The sequence below is a fragment of the Roseovarius sp. genome (assembly GCF_048262375.1).
In the GTDB taxonomy this organism is placed as follows: domain Bacteria; phylum Pseudomonadota; class Alphaproteobacteria; order Rhodobacterales; family Rhodobacteraceae; genus Roseovarius.
Genome location: NZ_JBLXFE010000018.1, coordinates 47317 through 64794, shown reverse-complemented (window position 1 = coordinate 64794; position 17478 = coordinate 47317). Strand labels below are relative to the sequence as shown.

The following is a 17478-nucleotide window of genomic DNA, read 5'->3' as shown; positions in this document are numbered from 1 at the left end:
CTATGCACAGCGCGACGTGCTCGATATGGTCGCGTGAAATGAAGCTATAGGTCTCCGGTAAACCCGGGGCGATTCACCTTGTCATCAGTGAGCTTACCCGCCCCGAGGCGCGCAGCCATGAAGTCCTCGTCAAGGTTGCATATGCCGGGGTAAACCCGGTGGACTGGAAAATTGGTGCGGGGCGCATTGATTACTATCGCAATTCCTCCTTTCCGCTGGTGACTGGCCGCGACTTCAGCGGGACCGTGGTGGAAGTCGGAAGCCAGGTGAGAAATTTTTCGGTTGGTGATGCCGTCATCGGCTGTTTGCCCGGGCCGGGGGGCAGCTTTGCCGAATACGTTGCCACGGACGCACTGTCCTTGACGCGGGCACCCTCGAATTTGACAATGGCCGAGGCGGCTTCGATTCCGCTTGTCGGGCTTACCTGCTGGCAGGCGCTCGTTGGATCGGCGAAGCTCTCGAAAGGCGAGGTTCTGTATGTGTTATCGGGTGCCGGTGGAACAGGCAGCATCGCCGTTCAGCTGGGCGCGGCGCTTGGCGCCAAAGTCATTACGACATGTAGCGAAAGAAACCGCGATTATGTCACTGGACTCGGGGCCAACCACATTTTTGACTATTCCAAACCAAGTTTCACAGATGATCTCATCGCCGAATTTCCACAAGGCGTTGACGTTGTTTTTTCAAACGTGCTTGGCCCCCTTCATCGCGACGCATATCGAACTCTTCGTCCGGGAGGGACATTGGTCACCATCGGTGAACCCCCTTCACCGGCGGCGGCCAAAGCACGAGGCGTCGACGAAATTGAACTGATTGTTCAGCCCAACGGAACGCAACTTTCAGAAATCGTGACATATTTGGAGGCTGGCACCATCAAGCCACCCACTGTGTCAATCCATGACTTGGCTCACGGGGCTCATGCAATGCAAAAGATTTTTGAAGGTCATGTGCGCGGAAAAATCGTGCTGCAAGTTTCCTAAGGCAAGCCTGTGGAATTTGACCTGCTCAAATGACGGCTTTGTGCAGCAGCATTGCGGCATTAACTTTTTTGGCGACGCAGCGAAGTGGGTTCTGCGAATGCCCGTAGCGTTTTGAGCCGCATCCGCTATAGGCTCATCTCAGTCATCTGAGTCAAAAACTCAGGATTGGGTGGCATCAACACCGCGGAATGACCGGGTCGCGGATAAAGCGGGCCTTGCAAAGAAGCACTGTTCCTTGCTTTTCTTAGGCCCAAGAAAGCGACGGAATGCGAGCATCACAATGCGGAACAACCAAGCTCAAGCGGACTATTGGAATTCGGAAAGCGGTCTCAACTGGATCGCGTTTGAGAATGAACTCGATCTGGTCTTAGATGCCGTCGACAAGGCGTTGATTGACTGGTCGTGCCCTCAGCCGGGCGAACGGGTTTTAGACATTGGCTGCGGCACCAGCGCGACCACACGGGCCTTTTCAACAATTGTTGCGCCCAACGGAGCGATAAGCGCGCTAGATATTTCGGCTCCTTTACTGGACCACGCACGGGCACATCAGGCCGAAGTTGATGTTGATATCGTATACCATCTGGTTGACGCGCAGCGCGGTCGAATTCCGGGCGCGCCGTTTGGCCTTGTGATTTCACGGTTTGGGTCAATGTTCTTTTCCGATCCGGTGGCAGCATTCGCCAACATTCGGCAGCACATGCTGCCCGGCGGGCGTATGGTTCTTACCGCTTGGGCCAAGGTCATGGGAAACCCTTGGTTCGAAGCGCCTAGGGATGCCGCCGTCCAAAGGCTCGGCCCCTTGGATGCATCCGACCCGAACGCGCCTGGACCCTTGGGCTTTCAGAATGTCGACCACGTTGCCGCGACCCTTAAAGAGGCCGGATTTCAAAGCGTGGTCGGTGAAACTATCCGAGTGTACCTGGAACATCCCGGCCCTGTTGAGCGTGTTGCCGCGCTGGCGTCGAACATCGGTCCGGCGGTCAGAATACTGAAAAAATACAACGGTTCCGGCGACGACGTTGTGGATATCACTCGACACGTCACCAGCGATTTCCGAAACTTCGTGGATGAGAATGGTGTTCGCATCCCCGCGAACTTGAACTTTTTCAGTGCCTCGAACCCTATGAACTCTGCGTAAGGCGCCAGGCAACGATGTCCGCTTCGGGCTCCAAGCCGACCTCGGAGGCGGCGCAGCATCCGGTGATACACTGAAACGGTCAACATCGGGTTGTCGATGTGGGAGGGCGTGGCGGTCGGAGTACAAGTCATGGAAACACCAAACCTGCCAGCCATTCGTGCGCTTCATCCTGCCTGGAACAAGGGTCGCATCGTCGGCCAGAAGCGACCGCTAAAGCCCAAACATGTTTGGGCGATCCGGGTTCGGCTCGAATTGGCCGAGAACCATCGCGATCTCGCACTTTTAAATCTGGCCATCGATAGCAAGTTGCGAGGTTGTGATCTAGTCAAAATGAAGGTCGTCGACGTGATGGCGTCTGGTCAGATTAAGGAGAGGACATCAGTCTTGCAAAGCAAGACGCAGAAACCTGTTCGCTTCGAGATTTCCGAAGGCACGCGCGCGTCGCTCAAAAGATGGATGCGTGAACCGTTGATGGTCGGCTCTGAGTACCTTTGGCCGGGCCGGTTCCATGAGCGGCTACATATTTCGACGCGCCAGTATGCGCGCATCGTCCGCGAATGGGTGACGTCGATCGGGTTGGAAGCGAGTGCTTACGGAACACATTCGATGCGGCGCACCAAGGTGACGCAGATTTACAAGAAAACTGGAAATCTCAGAGCCGTCCAGCTTCTGCTGGGGCACACGAAGATGGATAACACAGTTCGGTATCTGGGCGTTGAACTGGAGGACGCACTTGCGATCTCCGAATCCATCGAAACCTGAACGAATGGGCCGTCTTCATGGGCGGCCCACAAGACACATTCACGGTGTCAGCTCGCACTGCGATGCAGCTTCACTGAACCGGCCATTCGCTGCGCCTGCTCGATCGGGAAGTCGCGAACTCACGTTGTGCGGATCTTGCTGCCGTTCATTGTGCGCAATCCAAGTTCCTCTCCGGCAGGAGCCTCGGCGTTCAGCGGGTCTTGACCGCCGACGGAGCCCTGCAGAATTCAACGTTTACAACGGGCGGGGCGCGGAGTGTTTGCAGAATGACGCAGCTTCGCTCTGCTGCAGCGACCAAGGCGCTCAGGTACGTCTCTGGCAGGTCATCCATCGCTTCAATTTCGACTTTCATATGACCGCTCTGAAAACCGACGGGAACGTTATCGCCGGTCATCAAGGCACCACGCACATCGACACCAAGTCTGACGTGAACCGCCAGATGCTTCAACTCTATCCCCTTGAGGTTGGCGATCATACGGATCGCCGTATCCAGACAGCTTGCCATGGCTGCGGCTAACAGTTCGCCTGGGCAGGGAAAATCGCTTTCACCGCCGACGGCCTGATGCACTGAAATCGGAATGCTCACCGGAATACCTTCGCCGCAGATAGCATGCCCGTGAAGGGGATGGCGCGCAGGGATCTGGGCATCCGACGTGCGGGCAAGATCGAACACCCAGGCTGCCTCTGGCTTATCCTTGTATCGGGCGCGCAGGGGCTGCTGCCGGTTCAGCACACTTGTCGGTGAGATGGCGGCGAAGGTCTGGATCTGTGCGAGGTCTTTGGGATCGATCGTCATGTTATCGCCCCCGCCTTAACCCGGGGACAAAGGCGGGAACCTCGCTCTGGTAGGTCAGATAGTCATCCCCGAAGCTGACAATCAGGTCTTTTTCCTCCAATTGCAGAACCGCGATCATGATGTAACCGGTCGTCACAAGCGTAAACAACAAATGGCTCACCGACATGCTCGGAGCGGTCCAGAAAACAATCAGGAACCCGGTCATGATCGGATGGCGGACCAGTCGGTAAAGATCGGTCTTGACGAAGTTCGGGTGCACCGCCTGACGCTTCTTCAGATGCGCAAAGACTTGCTTCAGGCCGAAGAGGCCCAATTGGTCGATCATGAACGTCGAGGACAAAACGACAAGCCATCCGCCCCAGAACAAGCTGTTCAGGGTGACGCCGGTGATTGAGCTTTCGAAGTTCCAGATCAGGTTTGGGATGGGCTGCCAAAACAAGAAGATCAGGATAAGCGCGACACAGGTCGCCTGAACGTAGGTGCTGCGTTCGGCCACTTTGGGAATCATCCTTGTCCAGACCGGCTTGAACGCCGGACGGGCCATGATGCTGTGCTGAAGCGCAAAAAGCGAAAGCAGAGCCAGATTGACGAGAATGGACGCGGTGATCGGGCCTGGTGTGCCGGAATCGATAGATTTCGGGACGAGGATATTGCCCAAGAACCCAATCGTGTAGAGAAACGTGACCAGAAAGATGAGATAGACGATTAACCCGTAGAGACATGCGGTTGAGCGGACCATGGCAGGCTCCTTTCCATTGAAAACACCCAACAAACCGGGCTTTGTCGCAGAATACGCGGCGCGCAAGTCGGAACCTACTTCTAGATCTGAACAAAACCGCTACGGAATCCGTAGTTGTCAGCGCCAGCCATGTGGCGGTAGGCTCGGCAATGGATGAAAAAACCCGCAACGTATCAGGTAGCCTGTGTCCGGCGATGGCTTCGGCCGACATATTGGGCGACAAGTGGACACTGCTTTTGCTGCGTGAGATGTTTCTGGGAACAACCCGTTTCGGCGGGTTTCAAAAAGCAATCCCGCGAATGTCGCCGTCGATCCTGAGCAAGCGGTTGAAAACGCTGGAGGCTGCCGAAATCATTGTTCGAAAGCCGTCTGCCACGGCGCAGATCGTTGAATACAGGCTCACCCGCTCAGGGCGCGAGCTTGGGCCAATTGTGGAAAACATGGCAATCTGGGGGATGCGCTGGCGCAAACGCAGTATCGCCGCACAGGATTGCGATGTCGGCGGGTTCATGTGGGATTTCCACCGCACCCTGAACACACAAGGGCTACCAGACGGCAAGACCGTGATCCTCGTGCAGATTTCGGACCGGACGGAACTCAACACCTGGTGGGTCATCGCGAACGGAGATGCAGTCGATCTGTGCCCCGATGACCCAGGCCACGACGTGGACATTTACCTGACGGCGCCGCTTGCCACATTGGTGGCGCTTTGGCTGGGTGATATCAGCGTCAAAGATGCAACCAATGCCCGATCCGCCTTTATCGACGGCGACCGGCATCTGATCAATTCTGCCCAAGACTGGATGGCGCAGTCGCCTTTGGTTGGTGTCCAATCAGAGGTTGCGGGGCACTGATTAGCTGAACTCATAGGACAGTCCGGCACGATATCGTCCAAAGCCGATTTTCGCGCTATTCACAGTATTTGCTACTCTGGGCTCATAGCTGCGACTCTCTGCATCGCGCGTTAAGGTCCGCTTAGAGCCCAACCAAGACGTTCGGCGGAGCTATGGAGGCACCAAGAAACCCATCAGACGGGCCCGAATAGACAGTTTTTCGCAGCCTGCCAGCTGTCTTGATCGGAAGCGCAAATCAAGCCGCCCGTAGTGTGGAACGGCTTGTACGAGGAGCCATCGAAATGCGCGCTGAAGCCACCGGCTTCCTGATACAAAAGCCATCCGGCCGCGTGATCCCAGGGCATCAGCTTATTGTAGACCAACAACTCACAGTTTCCGCTCGCGGCAAGCCTATATTCGTGTGCCGCACAGCGCAGCCAGAAATTCAAGGCGAACTTGGACAAATTCTTCCGGACGGCCTGGCGTAGTTCGGGTGACAGGAAGTTCGTTCCGGCAACGATGTTCATTTGCCCGGGTCGCAGGGTGTATAAACCCTGAGACGCCGGTCATTACCCTCTGGTTGCCGAAGCCAAACACCCGCCCTCATCGTTCGAACTGGACATGTGCGGCCACATGACCCCTGCTCAGGTCATCACCCTGTCGCCATACGATCCGGGCAATGCGCGGATGCAAAACTAGCTCAGTTAGGTAGCCTCAGGCAGATCAGTCTACCAGTTGATCTACTGCAGCCGTCCGCCTTCTCATTATGGTCGAACTAGTTCCAAAGCGCGCATTCGCGATGTCGAATGTGTTAGGGTATTGGGGCGAAATTTCACGGTGGCAAAGGACCGACCCCGCCGCTTCAAGCTGTCAACGCTCGAACCGATGCTTGAAGACCTGCATAACCGCATGGCTGGCGTGATCATTGAATGTCTGGACTTCGCTGAGTTCATTCGGCGCTATGACGGCCTCGGCACCCTCTTTTATCTCGACCCACCCTATTGGGACTGTGAGAACGACTACGGCAAGGCGACGTTCGAGCGGGCGGGTTTCGAGCGGCTCGCGGATCAGCTGACAGGTCTCAAGGGTCGTTTCCTGATGTCGATCAACGATGAGCATAATGCAGATCAGACATCCAAATAGCATCTGATACACTCTGACATGCTCTTGGTATCAAGCTGAGACAAAACCAAACAGGCGCGTTAACGGGCTTGGAGGTGCGCGACGCTTGGAACGTGGATTCTCGGCCTCAGCCTCCGCGTTATGCAGAGCTTGGATGAGAGAGTTTGCAAGGCCTCTCGGGGATTTCAGGTGAAGTGAAACACTGTCCCCAACTACAGCTCTTAATGAAACCCCGCGCCCGTCGCAGAAATGTAGATCCAATTCTTTCAGTGTTTCTGTAAGATGTTGCTCGAATTTTTCAGGGTCAAAGTCGTGGCACTTGCTGAGCACGCAAACGAAGTGTCCGCCTCCAGCATGGGCAGCGAGAAAGCTCTGCGGTTTCAGGCAATCTGAAATAGCTTCAGCGAAATCAATCAATGCTGCCTCAAATTCAAAAAGGCTGCTTGAACGAAAGACACTCGTCATCTCCTGAACCACGACACCAAACGCAATCGTACCGAACAACGAAGCATGAGATATCTGAAACAGATAGTTTTCCAGTGCCAAGTAATCTACGAAGCCATCAATATCTTGTAGCAGAAATCTGCGCTCGAGATCGGCTGCGGTAACGATTGATGATGGCGATGTTGCTTGAAGAGTGGGGTTACAGTCCTCCATCTGCCGACGTTCATTGATCAGGGACTGTATCAGCCTCAACCTTGAATGGATGTCGACGATCGCAAAAGGCTTGGTAATGTAGTCGCTGGCACCGGCAGTAAATGCCCGGTCAATGTAACTGCGTTCCGACATCGCCGTCATCATGAGAATCGGCGTTTTCCGGTACGCATCCAACGCACGAATTTTCGACGTCAGTTCTATTCCATCCATGTCATTCATCTGGATGTCCAGCAAGAAGCAGTCGAACGGGACATCGACATGAGAGATCACTTTGAGGGCTTCCTTGGCTGACGGGCACGCCAGCAGATTTGTAAAGCCACCAGCGCGCAACACTTCAATCAGAAGCTGAAGGATGTTCGGATCGTCATCAACTGCAAGAATTTTCATGATAACCCCGCTTTTCTCAGGCGACACATTTGCATATGCGTCAAAGAATCATTCTTATTGTCCCTTTAAAACGTGGCATAACTAGGGCGGGAGTTTCATATCCGCTATGCAACCCAAGCATGCCTTTCAGTCGACACTCAGGCTGTCTTTTGTGGCGGTCACTTATTAGAAAGTCTCGGGTCCTTTTGTGGGGGCGCATGGGATTGCACGCCCGGGGCCTCAGCGGTTGTTGACGTACTTGCGCTACGCGACAAGCTCGACCACCTGCCTCGCACTGTAGGGTTACACCTTAGTTTACAGTGATGCCGGATGACTCAGGACGAGGCCGGAAGAAGGCGGATAAACGTCCGATTTGTCATCAAGGTCGAAGAGTCTTCGCGCTCGTAGCGAACGGCCGCTCTCCGCCCTCCTTGTCGATCGACCCATCTATGCAGCAACGTGCATCCGCCAAGGCAAGCGCGGGGTGATGCACCACCTTCGTCACCTTGGAGGGATTGGGCAGAAGTTCCTTGAGATTGCCGCGCCAAGCTGCCGGATTATCGCCCTCGCGGTGCCCCGCCACGGTCGCCCAGGTCAAAACGGCCTCCACCTGCCCGCGCAGCTTCTTCGCGGTGACAGTGCGTTCGCGCCAATGAGGTTCAAGCATCCGAAGAATATCCGTGGTGCGGATATCCTGAACAGGCATCTTGCCGAGGACAGGCCGGGCCAGCCGATCGAGGGCTGAGAGCCATTGCTTGCGGTGTTTGTCGCTTCTGAACTCGCTCAGCTTAGCCTCGGCATAGGCAGCCACGCACTCCGAGAACGTCATGGGCTTCACCTGCGCCGCGCGCTTTTCCGCCAACGGATCGCCCCCTGCCCTCGCCTTGGTCCGGTTGGCAACTGCCCGCTCTCGGGCCTGCGCAAGCGTCAAGCCGGGCCACTGTTCGGGGTCATTGCTGAATGGGCCGATCCCTATATCCCGCCGCTTGCCCCGCACCACGAGGCGCTGCGTCCATCGCTTCGCCCCGGAATGCTCAACCTGGAGGAACAACCCTCCCGTCCACTTAGCGTCTGGGCGCACTGATGGACCGCACAAACGCGGCCGAGAGTTGGTTCCCCTTGTGCTGACCTTTCGCATTCCCCGGCATTTTTCACCCCCTATCCATTCGCCCCACATCCCAACCCACACTTTTTTGCGGAATGTCGTGGACACCTCAGGAACAAGAGGGCAGTATGTCCCTTGGAATACAGGGAAAATGAGGAATTCTTCGGACCACAGTGGAACATATGATGGCCGCCTTACCGGCTGCCACCTTGCGTATATCCCCCATAAAATTACAGATCTCGGCAAGACATAGGCGGTCACTCGGCTTTCCGCCGGGCACATGAACCTTAGTGTGGATCAGCACCGCCAAACCCCAAAGACCGCTCATTTGAAACATGGCTTTCGGGGCGATATGCGAGGCACAGCAGGACCCGCGCTGCAATGAACCACCCTGGATCAGAACAGCACAGCCGCATTGGCCCGGTGTCAAATCCCGTGAAACAGCGGTATGAAACCTTGAGACGACTGACAGATCAGGATCCAGATGCCCGCCATTCCCCGCCCCCCCTCCGCCCTGATCGCCGCCCGCCTGCCCGAAGTGGCCTCTGGCACGCGCATCACCGTGGCCGGGCTGGTGCTGGTGCGGCAGCGCCCCGGTACCGCGCGCGGCGTGGTGTTTGTCACGCTCGAGGATGAAACCGGCGTCGTCAACGTGGTGGTCTGGCGCAAGGTGTTCTTGCGCTTTCGCCGTGCGGTCATCGCCGGACGCATGCTGCGCGTGACCGGCCGGGTGGAACGGCAAGCGGGCGTAACCCATGTCGTGGCCGAAGAAATCGAGGATATTTCGGCCCTGCTCGACCTTCTGGCCGATCCCGACGCACCGCTTTCCCCACCAGATCAAACCGGCTAGACTTCGATGCGAAATCTCGCGCGAGGCTCCCTGCCGATGATCCGTTCCCGCCTGCGCAGCCTCGTGCTGACCTTGTCCCTCACGGCCTGTCAGACCGTGTCCCCCGGCGCGGGCGGTCTCAACCTCGGGGCAGAGGCCCCGCCGGGTGCCTCACCCGGCACCTGCTGGGGCAAAAAGGATACGCCCGCAGTGATCGAAACCATCACCGAACAGGTGCAACTCTCCCCCGCCGAGACCGATGCCGCAGGCCGCGTCCTGCGCCCCGCCACCTATGCCACCGTCACCCGCCAGGCCATCCTGCAAGAGCGCGTGACCACTTGGTTCGAGACCCCCTGCGCCACTGTGCTGACACCAGAATTCATCGCCTCGGTGCAACGCGCCCTGACCGCGCGCGGGCTCTATACCGGCCCGATCACCGCACGCCTGGACCCGCGCACCCGCGCTGCCATCGCCCGCTACCAGAAACCTCAGGGGCTCGACAGCGATAGGCTCTCGCTCGACAGCGCCCGCAACCTCGGGTTGGTGGCAATCCCCCTTACGGACTGATCCGGGCATCATCTGGCGGCAAATACCTCGGGGGGAGCCGCGCAGCGGCGCCGGGGGCAGCGCCCCCGCCTTGGCCCCGCCTCAGCCCCGCCCCTCTTTGATCAGCCGGGCCGCCAACGCACCATAGGCCCGCGCCGCCGCCCCATCACCCAAAGCAACGGGGCGTCCTGCATCCCCTGCCAACCGCGTTTCCAGATCAATCGGCAGGGCCGCCAACAGCGGCAGGCCCAGCCCCTCCGCCTCGTGCTGCACACCGCCGTGACCAAAGATATGCGCCTCATGCCCACATTCGGGACAGTGAAAGACCGACATATTCTCGATCATCCCCAACAGCGGCACCTCCAGCGTGCGAAACATGTCCATCGCCTTGCGCGCATCCAAGAGCGCCACATCCTGCGGCGTCGAGACGATAATCGCCCCATCGGGCTGCGCCCGCTGACTCAGCGTCAGCTGCACATCCCCCGTGCCCGGCGGCAAATCGACAATCAGCACGTCAAGCGCGCCCCATTCGACCTGCGCCAGCATCTGCTGCAACGCCCCCATCAGCATCGGCCCCCGCCAGATCACCGCCTTGGCCGGATCGAGCATCAGCCCGATCGACATCACCTTGACGCCATGCGCCTCCAGCGGAACGATCCTTGTGCCATCTGGGCTTTGTGGCCGCCCGGTCAGCCCCATCATGCGCGGCTGGCTCGGTCCGTGAATATCGGCATCGAGCAGCCCCACGCGCCGCCCCTGCCGTGCCAGCGCCACCGCCAGATTGGCCGCGACGGTGGATTTGCCCACACCGCCCTTGCCGCTGGCCACCGCCAGAAGCGTGCCAATACCCGCCGGTCGGATCGAGGCAGAACCGCCCTTTGGGTGTTGCCCCAGCTTGAGAACGGGCGGCGCGGCCTGCGCGGTCAGCACGACACGGGCACGGTCAATCCCCGGCAATCCGAGCGCCGCACGTTCGGCCGCAGCGCGTAGAGGTTCCATCTTCCTTGCCATATCGGGACTTGGCGCCTCGATGACAAAGCGCACCTCGCCATCCTCCACCGTCAGCGCCCGCACCATATCCCGCGAGATCAGGTTGCCGCCATCGGGCAAATCCAGCTTGCTCAGCCGGGCGTTAAGTTCGGTGCGAAAATCGGTCATCTTCGGTCCTTTGGCCTGTGTCTTGTCGAAAGCGCCCTGTGCAACCAGAGCAGTATATCTTCGCAAACTGCCTAGAAAATGCTGCATTTGCTTAACGTTAAGTCACTTTCCCCGTATGCGTTTGCTGCATAGCAGCATTGCTGTTCGGAGGTATTGTGCACGCGCAGCAAAAGCGTATCTTAGGCTCAACAAGGGCGAAACGAACAGCGCCGAACCTGAACACACTTAAATCCGCAAGGACCCGAAACAATGTCTATGTCGATCAACACAAACCGCTCTGCCGCCTCCTTACTGGGCGAAGACCTGAGCGCGGCGGTATATGCTGCAATGCAGCGTATCGTGGAGTATCGCACCTATCGCCGCACGGTCAATGAGCTGTCGCAACTCAGCGCGCATGATCTTGCCGATTTGGGCCTGCACCGCAGCGAAATTCTCCGCGTTGCGCATGAAACAGTTTACGGCCACCGGTCGTAATAAGAGATCAGATACCCCCTCCTCCTCCCTGGGGTGTCTGTTACGGTCGTCGGCGTCTTTCCTCCTCCCTGATGCCTGCGACCGTCAAATTGGGACCATCCAGTCCCTTCGTTTTGCGAATGGCCCTCTCCTCCTCCCTGGGCCGGACGTATAGGAAACGGCGGCACCCCTCCTCCTCCCTGGTGCCGCCGTTTTTTATTGCGCACAGGCAAGACAGAGTTTCCCAAGAGATGCAGGGTTTTGTCCCAGATTGGACACCCACCCCAATCCACAAAGCGCAGAACAAAGGTGCGTAGCACCCGGCCCCCTGCCTTAATGCAGCACCCGTGCCCGGCTCCGCCGCATCGGCAGGGTCAGACAGTCCCGGCTTGCCTCCTGCAAAAACCCGACAAAGGCCCGCGCTGCCGCACTCTCAGCCTGCCGGGCCGCCGGGCTCTCCAACGCCACCCGTGCCATCTGCGCCGTCACCGGCCCATCCACCGCACAGGCCCATTGCAAAAACCCCATGCGCGCAGCCTGCATGGCCTGCGTGCCTGTGGCATGGCTGCTCTCCAGCCCATCCATGATTTGTAGAAAACTCATTGCTTGCTTCTCCCCGACCACACCCCGGGCCGGATGGGGCGGGACGGGCAAGGGACATGGCACGACAGAGCATCAGACCCGGCGCACACACGTCCGCACCGCACCCCGCGATTCGACGTTGCGCCAAGGCTGGTTTCCGGGCTTGAGCGGCAGGCCATCTGGCCTTCACGTCGCGGCACCTTCCCGAGCAAACCTGCCCAGTGGTCTATCGCCGAAACGCCCTCCCTTACCGTTGCGGGGGCAGCGCCGGAATTGCACCGGCTTCCCAATTCTCCGCCCCTGAAGTTTCGCAAGATCACCAAGGGCAGCACCTAAGCAGGATCAGCCTAGCCTCGCCCCGGCCCCCCACGCAAGCCGAAATCCGACGCCCTCCACTCCGCTCACGTCAGAACCCGGTAGCGCGCTGCGTATATCACCGGAAAATTGACCGACCGCGCAATAAAGCAAAACGCATGCACCTGCGCATGCAGCGCATCGGCCCGCGCCAGATCCGTCCCCTGCGGCACGGCGATTCTGGGCCGCAGGGTGGCGCGCAGAAATCGGCTCGCTCCGGTATTGTCGGTCTCGCCCACCGCCAAAGGGTCATCCACATAGGACTGCACGGCGATACCTGCATCGCTCGCCAGATGCAGAAACCACAGCATGTGACAGGCGCTCAGCGCCGAAATCAGCATATCCTCGGGATTGTGCAACCCCGGATTTCCCCCCAACAACGGATCGTTCGAGCAATGGATCACCGGCTTGCCGGGCGTCTCCACATTCCACGTCCGGTCATAACCCTTGTAATGCGCCGTGCCCTCGCCTCGGTTTCCGGTCCAGACCACGCGGGCAGTATAATCATGCTCGGCCATCGGCATTTCCTCGCTGAGACAGTATAGCGAACTCACCCGATCCAGTCGAAAAGAACAAGTGGGTTTAGCCCCGGGCCGGCCTCATGCCCGCGCGACGATCCGCACATGGGGGGGCTTGCACCCATCATGCACACCGCCGCGCCCCTGTCCGCCCCAAGGCCCGCCACAGGCCTAGAACGTGATCACCTCGGCCTCTGTCACCACCATATCGAGCGGCTGATCGGTGGGCTCGAGCGGCAAGCCCGCCGCCTCCTGCGCCCCGTAGGCAAAACCAATGGCCAGCGTCGCCCGCTTTGCGCGCAGCATCTCCAGCGTGCGATCGTAAAACCCGCCGCCATAGCCCAGCCGCCCGCCGCTACGGTCAAACGCCACCAAGGGCACGATCAGGACCTGCGGCTCGATGAAATCATCCACCTCCGGCACCATTGCGCCAAACGGCCCCTCGCGCAGCGCACAGCCCGGCGTCCAGCGCGAAAACATGAGCGGCAGACCAGCCCCCATGATCACCGGAACAGCCACCGGCCCATGCTGGGCGGCGTCTTCCATCGCCGCGCGCGGATCAATCTCGCTGCGAATCGGCAAATAACCTGAGACAGCCAGCCCCCGGTACCCCGACAACACCCCAACCAAGAGCGCCGCCGCCTCGGGCATGCGCACCGCATGTGCTGCGGCCCGCCGCGCGAACGCCGCCTTGCGCGCTGCGGCCTTCACCTCTGCCAAATCATTCATAATAGAAATACCGTTGCCAATCCCAGAAACGCGAAGAACCCGACGACATCTGTCACCGTGGTCACAAACGTGCCAGAGCCCAGCGCCGGGTCAATCCCCATCCGGTCCATCACAACCGGAATCCCGGCCCCGGCGAGCCCGGCCACGACCAGATTGATCACCATCGCGGCAGCGATCACATATCCCAGCTCTGGCCCGCCAAACCAGATCACCCCCACAGCGCCCATCACCAGCGCGAAAATCAACCCGTTGATCAGCCCCACCAGCACTTCACGCCGCAGCACCCGCCAGACGTTCGACCCGGTGAGATCCTTGGTCGCCAGCGCCCGCACGGCCACGGTCAGGCTCTGGGTTCCGGCATTGCCCCCCATCGAGGCCACAATCGGCATCAGGACCGCCAGTGCCACCAATTGCGCAATCGCCAGTTCGAACTGCGCGATCACCAGCGACGCCAGAATCGCCGTGCCAAGATTGACCGCCAACCACGGCACCCGCTGCTTTGAGGTCTCGATCACGGAATCATTGATACCGCCTTCGCCGACCCCGGCCAGACGCATGATATCTTCTTCATGCTCTTCATCCAGCACGGCCATGGCGTCATCAATGGTGATAACCCCCACCAAGCGCCCGTCCTCATCCACCACCGGGGCGGAAATCAGGTGATACTGATTGAACATATAGGCCACATCGCCGTCATAGCGCGTGACCGGAATGGTGTGGAATGTCTCCTCCACGATGTCTTTCAGCGGTGTATCCCGGCGCGAGGCCATGATCCGCCCCAACGTGACATTGCCCACCGGATGCAGACGCGGGTCCACCAGCACGATATGATAGAACTGTTCGGGCAATTCCTCGGCATTGCGCATATAGTCGATGGCATCGCCCACCAGCCAATGCTCGGGCGCCATCACCACCTCGCGCTGCATCAGACGGCCAGCGGAATATTCCGGATAGGTCAGCGATTGCTCGACTGCGGCGCGGTCGCTGTCCTCAAGGACGCTCAGGATCGCCTCTTGCTGCTGATCCTCCAGATCCTCGACCAGATCGACCACATCGTCGGACTCAAGCTCGCGTACAGCGTCGGCCAGAACCTCGGGTTGCAACAGGCCGATGACCTCTTCGCGGATCGATTCGTCCAGTTCCGACAGAATGTCGCCGTCAAACTCCTGTCCGTAGAGTTCGATCAACCGCCGCCGGTCATAACTGTTGCTCTGCTCTAACAGGTCAGCGATGTCAGCCGCATGCAGCGGTTCCATCTCGGCCCAGAGCATCTCGCGGTCCTGCGTCTCGACCGCATACATGATCCGCACGATCAAGGCCCGCGTCAGCGGTTGATGAGCCTCTTCCTGTTCCACCTCAGGGGTCGGATCGTCCTCGTGCTCTACCATGTCGCCCCCCACCGTTCTCCATTGCGCGCAGGATTAAAGAAGCGGTTTGCGGAAAACAATCATAATGGGCCAATTTACCCTGGCACTGTGGCCGCTTATCTTGAACCCTGCGCAATCCGCCGCCGAAAGGGGTCACATGTCACCCAAAACCCTCATCACCGGTCAAATCCTCAGCTTTGACCGCTCTCCCTTTGACGCGGGCAATCCCGCCGATTCAGCCCGCCTGCACGAGGCGCTCTTGATCGAGGCAGGGCGGATCATCGGCCTCGGCACGACCGCTGATCTGCGCGCGCAGGCGCCGCGGGCCACCCAGACCGATATGGGGGACCGGCTCATCATCGCCGGTTTTGTCGATGCGCATGTGCACTACCCCCAAACCGCGATCATCGCGAGTTGGGGCAAGCGGCTGATCGACTGGCTCAACACCTATACCTTTCCCGAAGAAATGCGGCTCTGCGATCCCGCCTATGCAACCCGGATTGCCAACCGCTACCTTGATCTCGCGCGCGCCAATGGCACCACCACATGCGTCAGCTATTGCACCATCCACCCCAGCAGCGTGACCGCATTTTTCGAGGCCGCACAGGCACGCGGGCTGCGCGCCGTGGCGGGTAAGACCTGCATGGACCGCAACGCGCCCGAGGGGCTGCGCGACACGGCGCAATCGGCCTATGACGACAGCAAGACCTTGTTGGAACGCTGGCACGGGGTGGACCGGCTCTCCTATGCGATCACCCCTCGGTTTTCGCCCACCTCGACGCCCGCGCAGCTTGACGCGCTCGGCGCGCTCTGGGCAGAGCATCCCGACTGCCTGATGCAGACCCACCTTGCCGAGCAAACCGACGAGGTTGCATGGGTCAAATCCCTTTATCCAGAGGCGCGCGACTACCTCGACACCTACGAATCGCACGGCCTCTTGGGGGCGCGCGGCCTTTATGGCCATGCCATCCATCTCACCGCCCGCGAACGGGACCGCCTGCACGAGGTGGGGGCTGCACTGATTCACTGCCCCACCTCCAACAGCTTCATCGGCTCGGGCCTCTTCGATCTCGCCGCCCGCGTGGCCGAGGGCCAACGCATTGGCCTTGCCACCGACACCGGCGGGGGGTCGTCCTTTTCCATGCTGCGCACCATGGCTGCAGCCTATGAAATCGGCCAGCTCACCGGCACGCCCCTGCATCCCGCCCAACTGCTCTGGCTCGCCACCGCAGGGTCGGCCGGGGCGCTGCACATGGGCCACCTCATCGGCAATATCGCCCCCGGACAAGAGGCCGATCTCATCGCCCTCGATCTGGCCTCAACCCCCGCCATCGCCCAGCGCCACGCGCGGGCCGAAGACATCTGGGAGGCACTTTTTCCCACAATCATGATGGGCGACGACCGCGCCATCGCGGGTGTCTGGGTGGCTGGCAAGGCAATCTGATCCCCAAAGTGCGGACTCAAGGCACAAAGCAGCGCCCGTCCGCCCCACCGGGCGGGCACTATACGGCTCATCGCTTGGGGTTAAACGTCAGGAACAGACCGATGAGAGCAGTGATATATCGAAAAAGACAGCGTCCCGCCCCCAGTGCCTTGCGACTTTTCTATAGTCGCGCGGACCGTAACTGGCTCTTGGGTGTCACACCACTTTCGACAGGATTTCCAACGCTGCCGCGTGCTGCGCGCGCCCAGCGGCGGCAATGACGCGCCCGCCCTGATGCGCCGGACCGCCCTGCCAATCTGTGGCAATACCGCCCGCTGCCTCGATCACCGCAATCGGCGCCTGAATGTCATAAGGCGCAAGCCCGGCCTCGATCACCAGATCAATATGGCCCGCAGCGACCAGAGAATAGGCATAACAATCCAGCCCGTAGCGCGTCAGTTTCGCGCGTGCGGCCACCTCGGCAAACCCTGCCGCCTCGGCCGGACTGCCCAATTCCGGGAAGGTGGTAAAGACAATCGCCTCTGACAAGGGCCGCGCCGCACGCACCCGCAAATCGCGTGTGCCCAGTGGCCCGGTCATCTTCGCCTCTCCCCAGCCCCCCTCGAACCGTTCACCGATATAGGGCTGGTCAATGATCCCATAAATCGGGCCATTCTCATCCGACACCGCGATCAGGACGCCCCATGTCGGCGCCCCGGACAGGAATGCCCGCGTGCCGTCAATCGGATCAAGCGCCCATGTCAGGCCACTCGTGCCCGCCACCGTGCCATATTCCTCGCCGAGAATGCCATCTTGCGGGCGCAACCGTCCCAGAACCTCGCGCATCGCGCGTTCGGTGGCGCGATCGCCCTCGGTCACGGGGTCAAACCGCCCATCAGGCAGCTTGTTATCCGCCGTCAGACCGGCACTTCGAAAAAACGGCAAGACAGCCACGCGCGCGGCATCTGCCACGGCATGAGCTGTCCTGACGATATCTGTCTTATCCATTCCGGCCCGCCTTTCC

At 59.6% G+C, this 17478-nt stretch carries 20 protein-coding genes and 1 riboswitch; of the genes, 9 read left to right on the top strand and 11 right to left on the bottom strand.

Annotation, left to right across the window (positions count from 1 at the left end; genetic code table 11):
* The first annotated feature begins 71 nt into the window (after positions 1-71).
* From ACN0SW_RS16245 to ACN0SW_RS16235, 3 genes are all read left to right on the top strand, one after another.
* Positions 72-977, top strand: coding sequence for an NADP-dependent oxidoreductase (locus ACN0SW_RS16245; protein WP_417728977.1), 906 nt, complete (start codon positions 72-74; stop codon positions 975-977).
* 280 nt (positions 978-1257) lie between these two features.
* Positions 1258-2115, top strand: a complete 858-nt coding sequence (locus tag ACN0SW_RS16240; RefSeq protein WP_417728976.1) for a class I SAM-dependent methyltransferase — start codon at positions 1258-1260, stop codon at positions 2113-2115.
* Positions 2116-2244: 129 nt separating this feature from the next.
* A complete protein-coding gene (locus tag ACN0SW_RS16235; protein WP_417728975.1) occupies positions 2245-2877 on the top strand; it encodes a tyrosine-type recombinase/integrase in 633 nt (210 codons plus the stop codon).
* A gap of 190 nt (positions 2878-3067) precedes the next feature.
* Here the strand turns inward: ACN0SW_RS16235 and ACN0SW_RS16230 are convergent, their stop codons facing one another.
* Both ACN0SW_RS16230 and mddA read right to left on the bottom strand, forming a co-directional pair.
* Entirely contained in the window at positions 3068-3673 is a 606-nt protein-coding gene (locus ACN0SW_RS16230) for an OsmC family protein (RefSeq protein ID WP_417728974.1), read from the bottom strand.
* Between the two features lies 1 nt (position 3674).
* On the bottom strand, positions 3675-4412 hold the full coding sequence (gene mddA / locus ACN0SW_RS16225) for a methanethiol S-methyltransferase (protein ID WP_417728973.1): 738 nt from the start codon (positions 4410-4412) through the stop codon (positions 3675-3677).
* Between the two features lie 149 nt (positions 4413-4561).
* Between mddA and ACN0SW_RS16220 the strand changes: the two genes are divergently transcribed.
* A complete protein-coding gene (locus ACN0SW_RS16220) occupies positions 4562-5266 on the top strand; it encodes a winged helix-turn-helix transcriptional regulator (protein ID WP_417728972.1) in 705 nt (234 codons plus the stop codon).
* A gap of 173 nt (positions 5267-5439) precedes the next feature.
* On the opposite strand, the gene ACN0SW_RS16215 is transcribed toward ACN0SW_RS16220, so the two are convergent.
* Positions 5440-5772, bottom strand: a complete 333-nt coding sequence (locus tag ACN0SW_RS16215) for an inositol monophosphatase family protein (RefSeq protein WP_417728971.1) — start codon at positions 5770-5772, stop codon at positions 5440-5442.
* A gap of 310 nt (positions 5773-6082) precedes the next feature.
* On the opposite strand from ACN0SW_RS16215, the gene ACN0SW_RS16210 reads away from it, so the two are divergent.
* Positions 6083-6388: a DNA adenine methylase gene (locus tag ACN0SW_RS16210; RefSeq protein ID WP_417728970.1), complete on the top strand. Its 306-nt coding sequence runs from the start codon at positions 6083-6085 to the stop codon at positions 6386-6388.
* A gap of 30 nt (positions 6389-6418) precedes the next feature.
* Here ACN0SW_RS16210 and ACN0SW_RS16205 read toward each other — a convergent pair whose 3' ends face one another.
* The gene (locus ACN0SW_RS16205) at positions 6419-7411 is read right to left on the bottom strand and encodes a response regulator (RefSeq protein WP_417728969.1); all 993 of its coding nucleotides are present in this window, start codon (positions 7409-7411) and stop codon (positions 6419-6421) included.
* 358 nt (positions 7412-7769) lie between these two features.
* On the bottom strand, positions 7770-8441 hold the full coding sequence (locus ACN0SW_RS16200; RefSeq protein WP_417728968.1) for a tyrosine-type recombinase/integrase: 672 nt from the start codon (positions 8439-8441) through the stop codon (positions 7770-7772).
* A gap of 538 nt (positions 8442-8979) precedes the next feature.
* Between ACN0SW_RS16200 and ACN0SW_RS16195 the strand changes: the two genes are divergently transcribed.
* Positions 8980-9345 (top strand): OB-fold nucleic acid binding domain-containing protein, encoded by a 366-nt coding sequence (locus ACN0SW_RS16195; RefSeq protein WP_417728967.1) that lies wholly within the window; start codon positions 8980-8982, stop codon positions 9343-9345.
* A gap of 36 nt (positions 9346-9381) precedes the next feature.
* Complete coding sequence (locus ACN0SW_RS16190) at positions 9382-9891, top strand: peptidoglycan-binding domain-containing protein (RefSeq protein ID WP_417728966.1); 510 nt, start codon at positions 9382-9384, stop codon at positions 9889-9891.
* Positions 9892-9972: 81 nt separating this feature from the next.
* Here ACN0SW_RS16190 and ACN0SW_RS16185 read toward each other — a convergent pair whose 3' ends face one another.
* The gene (locus tag ACN0SW_RS16185; protein ID WP_417728965.1) at positions 9973-11028 is read right to left on the bottom strand and encodes a P-loop NTPase; all 1056 of its coding nucleotides are present in this window, start codon (positions 11026-11028) and stop codon (positions 9973-9975) included.
* 249 nt (positions 11029-11277) lie between these two features.
* Here ACN0SW_RS16185 and ACN0SW_RS16180 point away from each other — a divergent pair, with 249 nt between their 5' ends.
* A complete protein-coding gene (locus ACN0SW_RS16180) occupies positions 11278-11502 on the top strand; it encodes a DUF1127 domain-containing protein (protein WP_417728964.1) in 225 nt (74 codons plus the stop codon).
* 312 nt (positions 11503-11814) lie between these two features.
* On the opposite strand, the gene ACN0SW_RS16175 is transcribed toward ACN0SW_RS16180, so the two are convergent.
* From ACN0SW_RS16175 to mgtE, 4 genes are all read right to left on the bottom strand, one after another.
* A complete protein-coding gene (locus ACN0SW_RS16175) occupies positions 11815-12084 on the bottom strand; it encodes a hypothetical protein (protein ID WP_417728963.1) in 270 nt (89 codons plus the stop codon).
* Between the two features lie 109 nt (positions 12085-12193).
* Positions 12194-12414, bottom strand: a riboswitch (cobalamin riboswitch).
* Between the two features lie 50 nt (positions 12415-12464).
* The gene (locus tag ACN0SW_RS16170) at positions 12465-12935 is read right to left on the bottom strand and encodes an OsmC family protein (protein WP_417728962.1); all 471 of its coding nucleotides are present in this window, start codon (positions 12933-12935) and stop codon (positions 12465-12467) included.
* Between the two features lie 171 nt (positions 12936-13106).
* Complete coding sequence (locus ACN0SW_RS16165) at positions 13107-13664, bottom strand: 5-formyltetrahydrofolate cyclo-ligase (RefSeq protein WP_417728961.1); 558 nt, start codon at positions 13662-13664, stop codon at positions 13107-13109.
* Positions 13661-15052 (bottom strand): magnesium transporter, encoded by a 1392-nt coding sequence (gene mgtE, locus ACN0SW_RS16160; protein ID WP_417728960.1) that lies wholly within the window; start codon positions 15050-15052, stop codon positions 13661-13663. The genes ACN0SW_RS16165 and mgtE overlap by 4 nt, the downstream gene beginning before the upstream one ends.
* 136 nt (positions 15053-15188) lie before the next feature.
* Here mgtE and guaD point away from each other — a divergent pair, with 136 nt between their 5' ends.
* Complete coding sequence (gene guaD / locus ACN0SW_RS16155; RefSeq protein ID WP_417728959.1) at positions 15189-16475, top strand: guanine deaminase; 1287 nt, start codon at positions 15189-15191, stop codon at positions 16473-16475.
* 195 nt (positions 16476-16670) lie between these two features.
* Here the strand turns inward: guaD and ACN0SW_RS16150 are convergent, their stop codons facing one another.
* Positions 16671-17462 carry an inositol monophosphatase family protein gene (locus tag ACN0SW_RS16150; RefSeq protein ID WP_417728958.1) on the bottom strand — a complete coding sequence of 264 codons (792 nt, stop codon included), beginning with the start codon at positions 17460-17462 and terminating at the stop codon, positions 16671-16673.
* Positions 17463-17478: the final 16 nt, after the last annotated feature.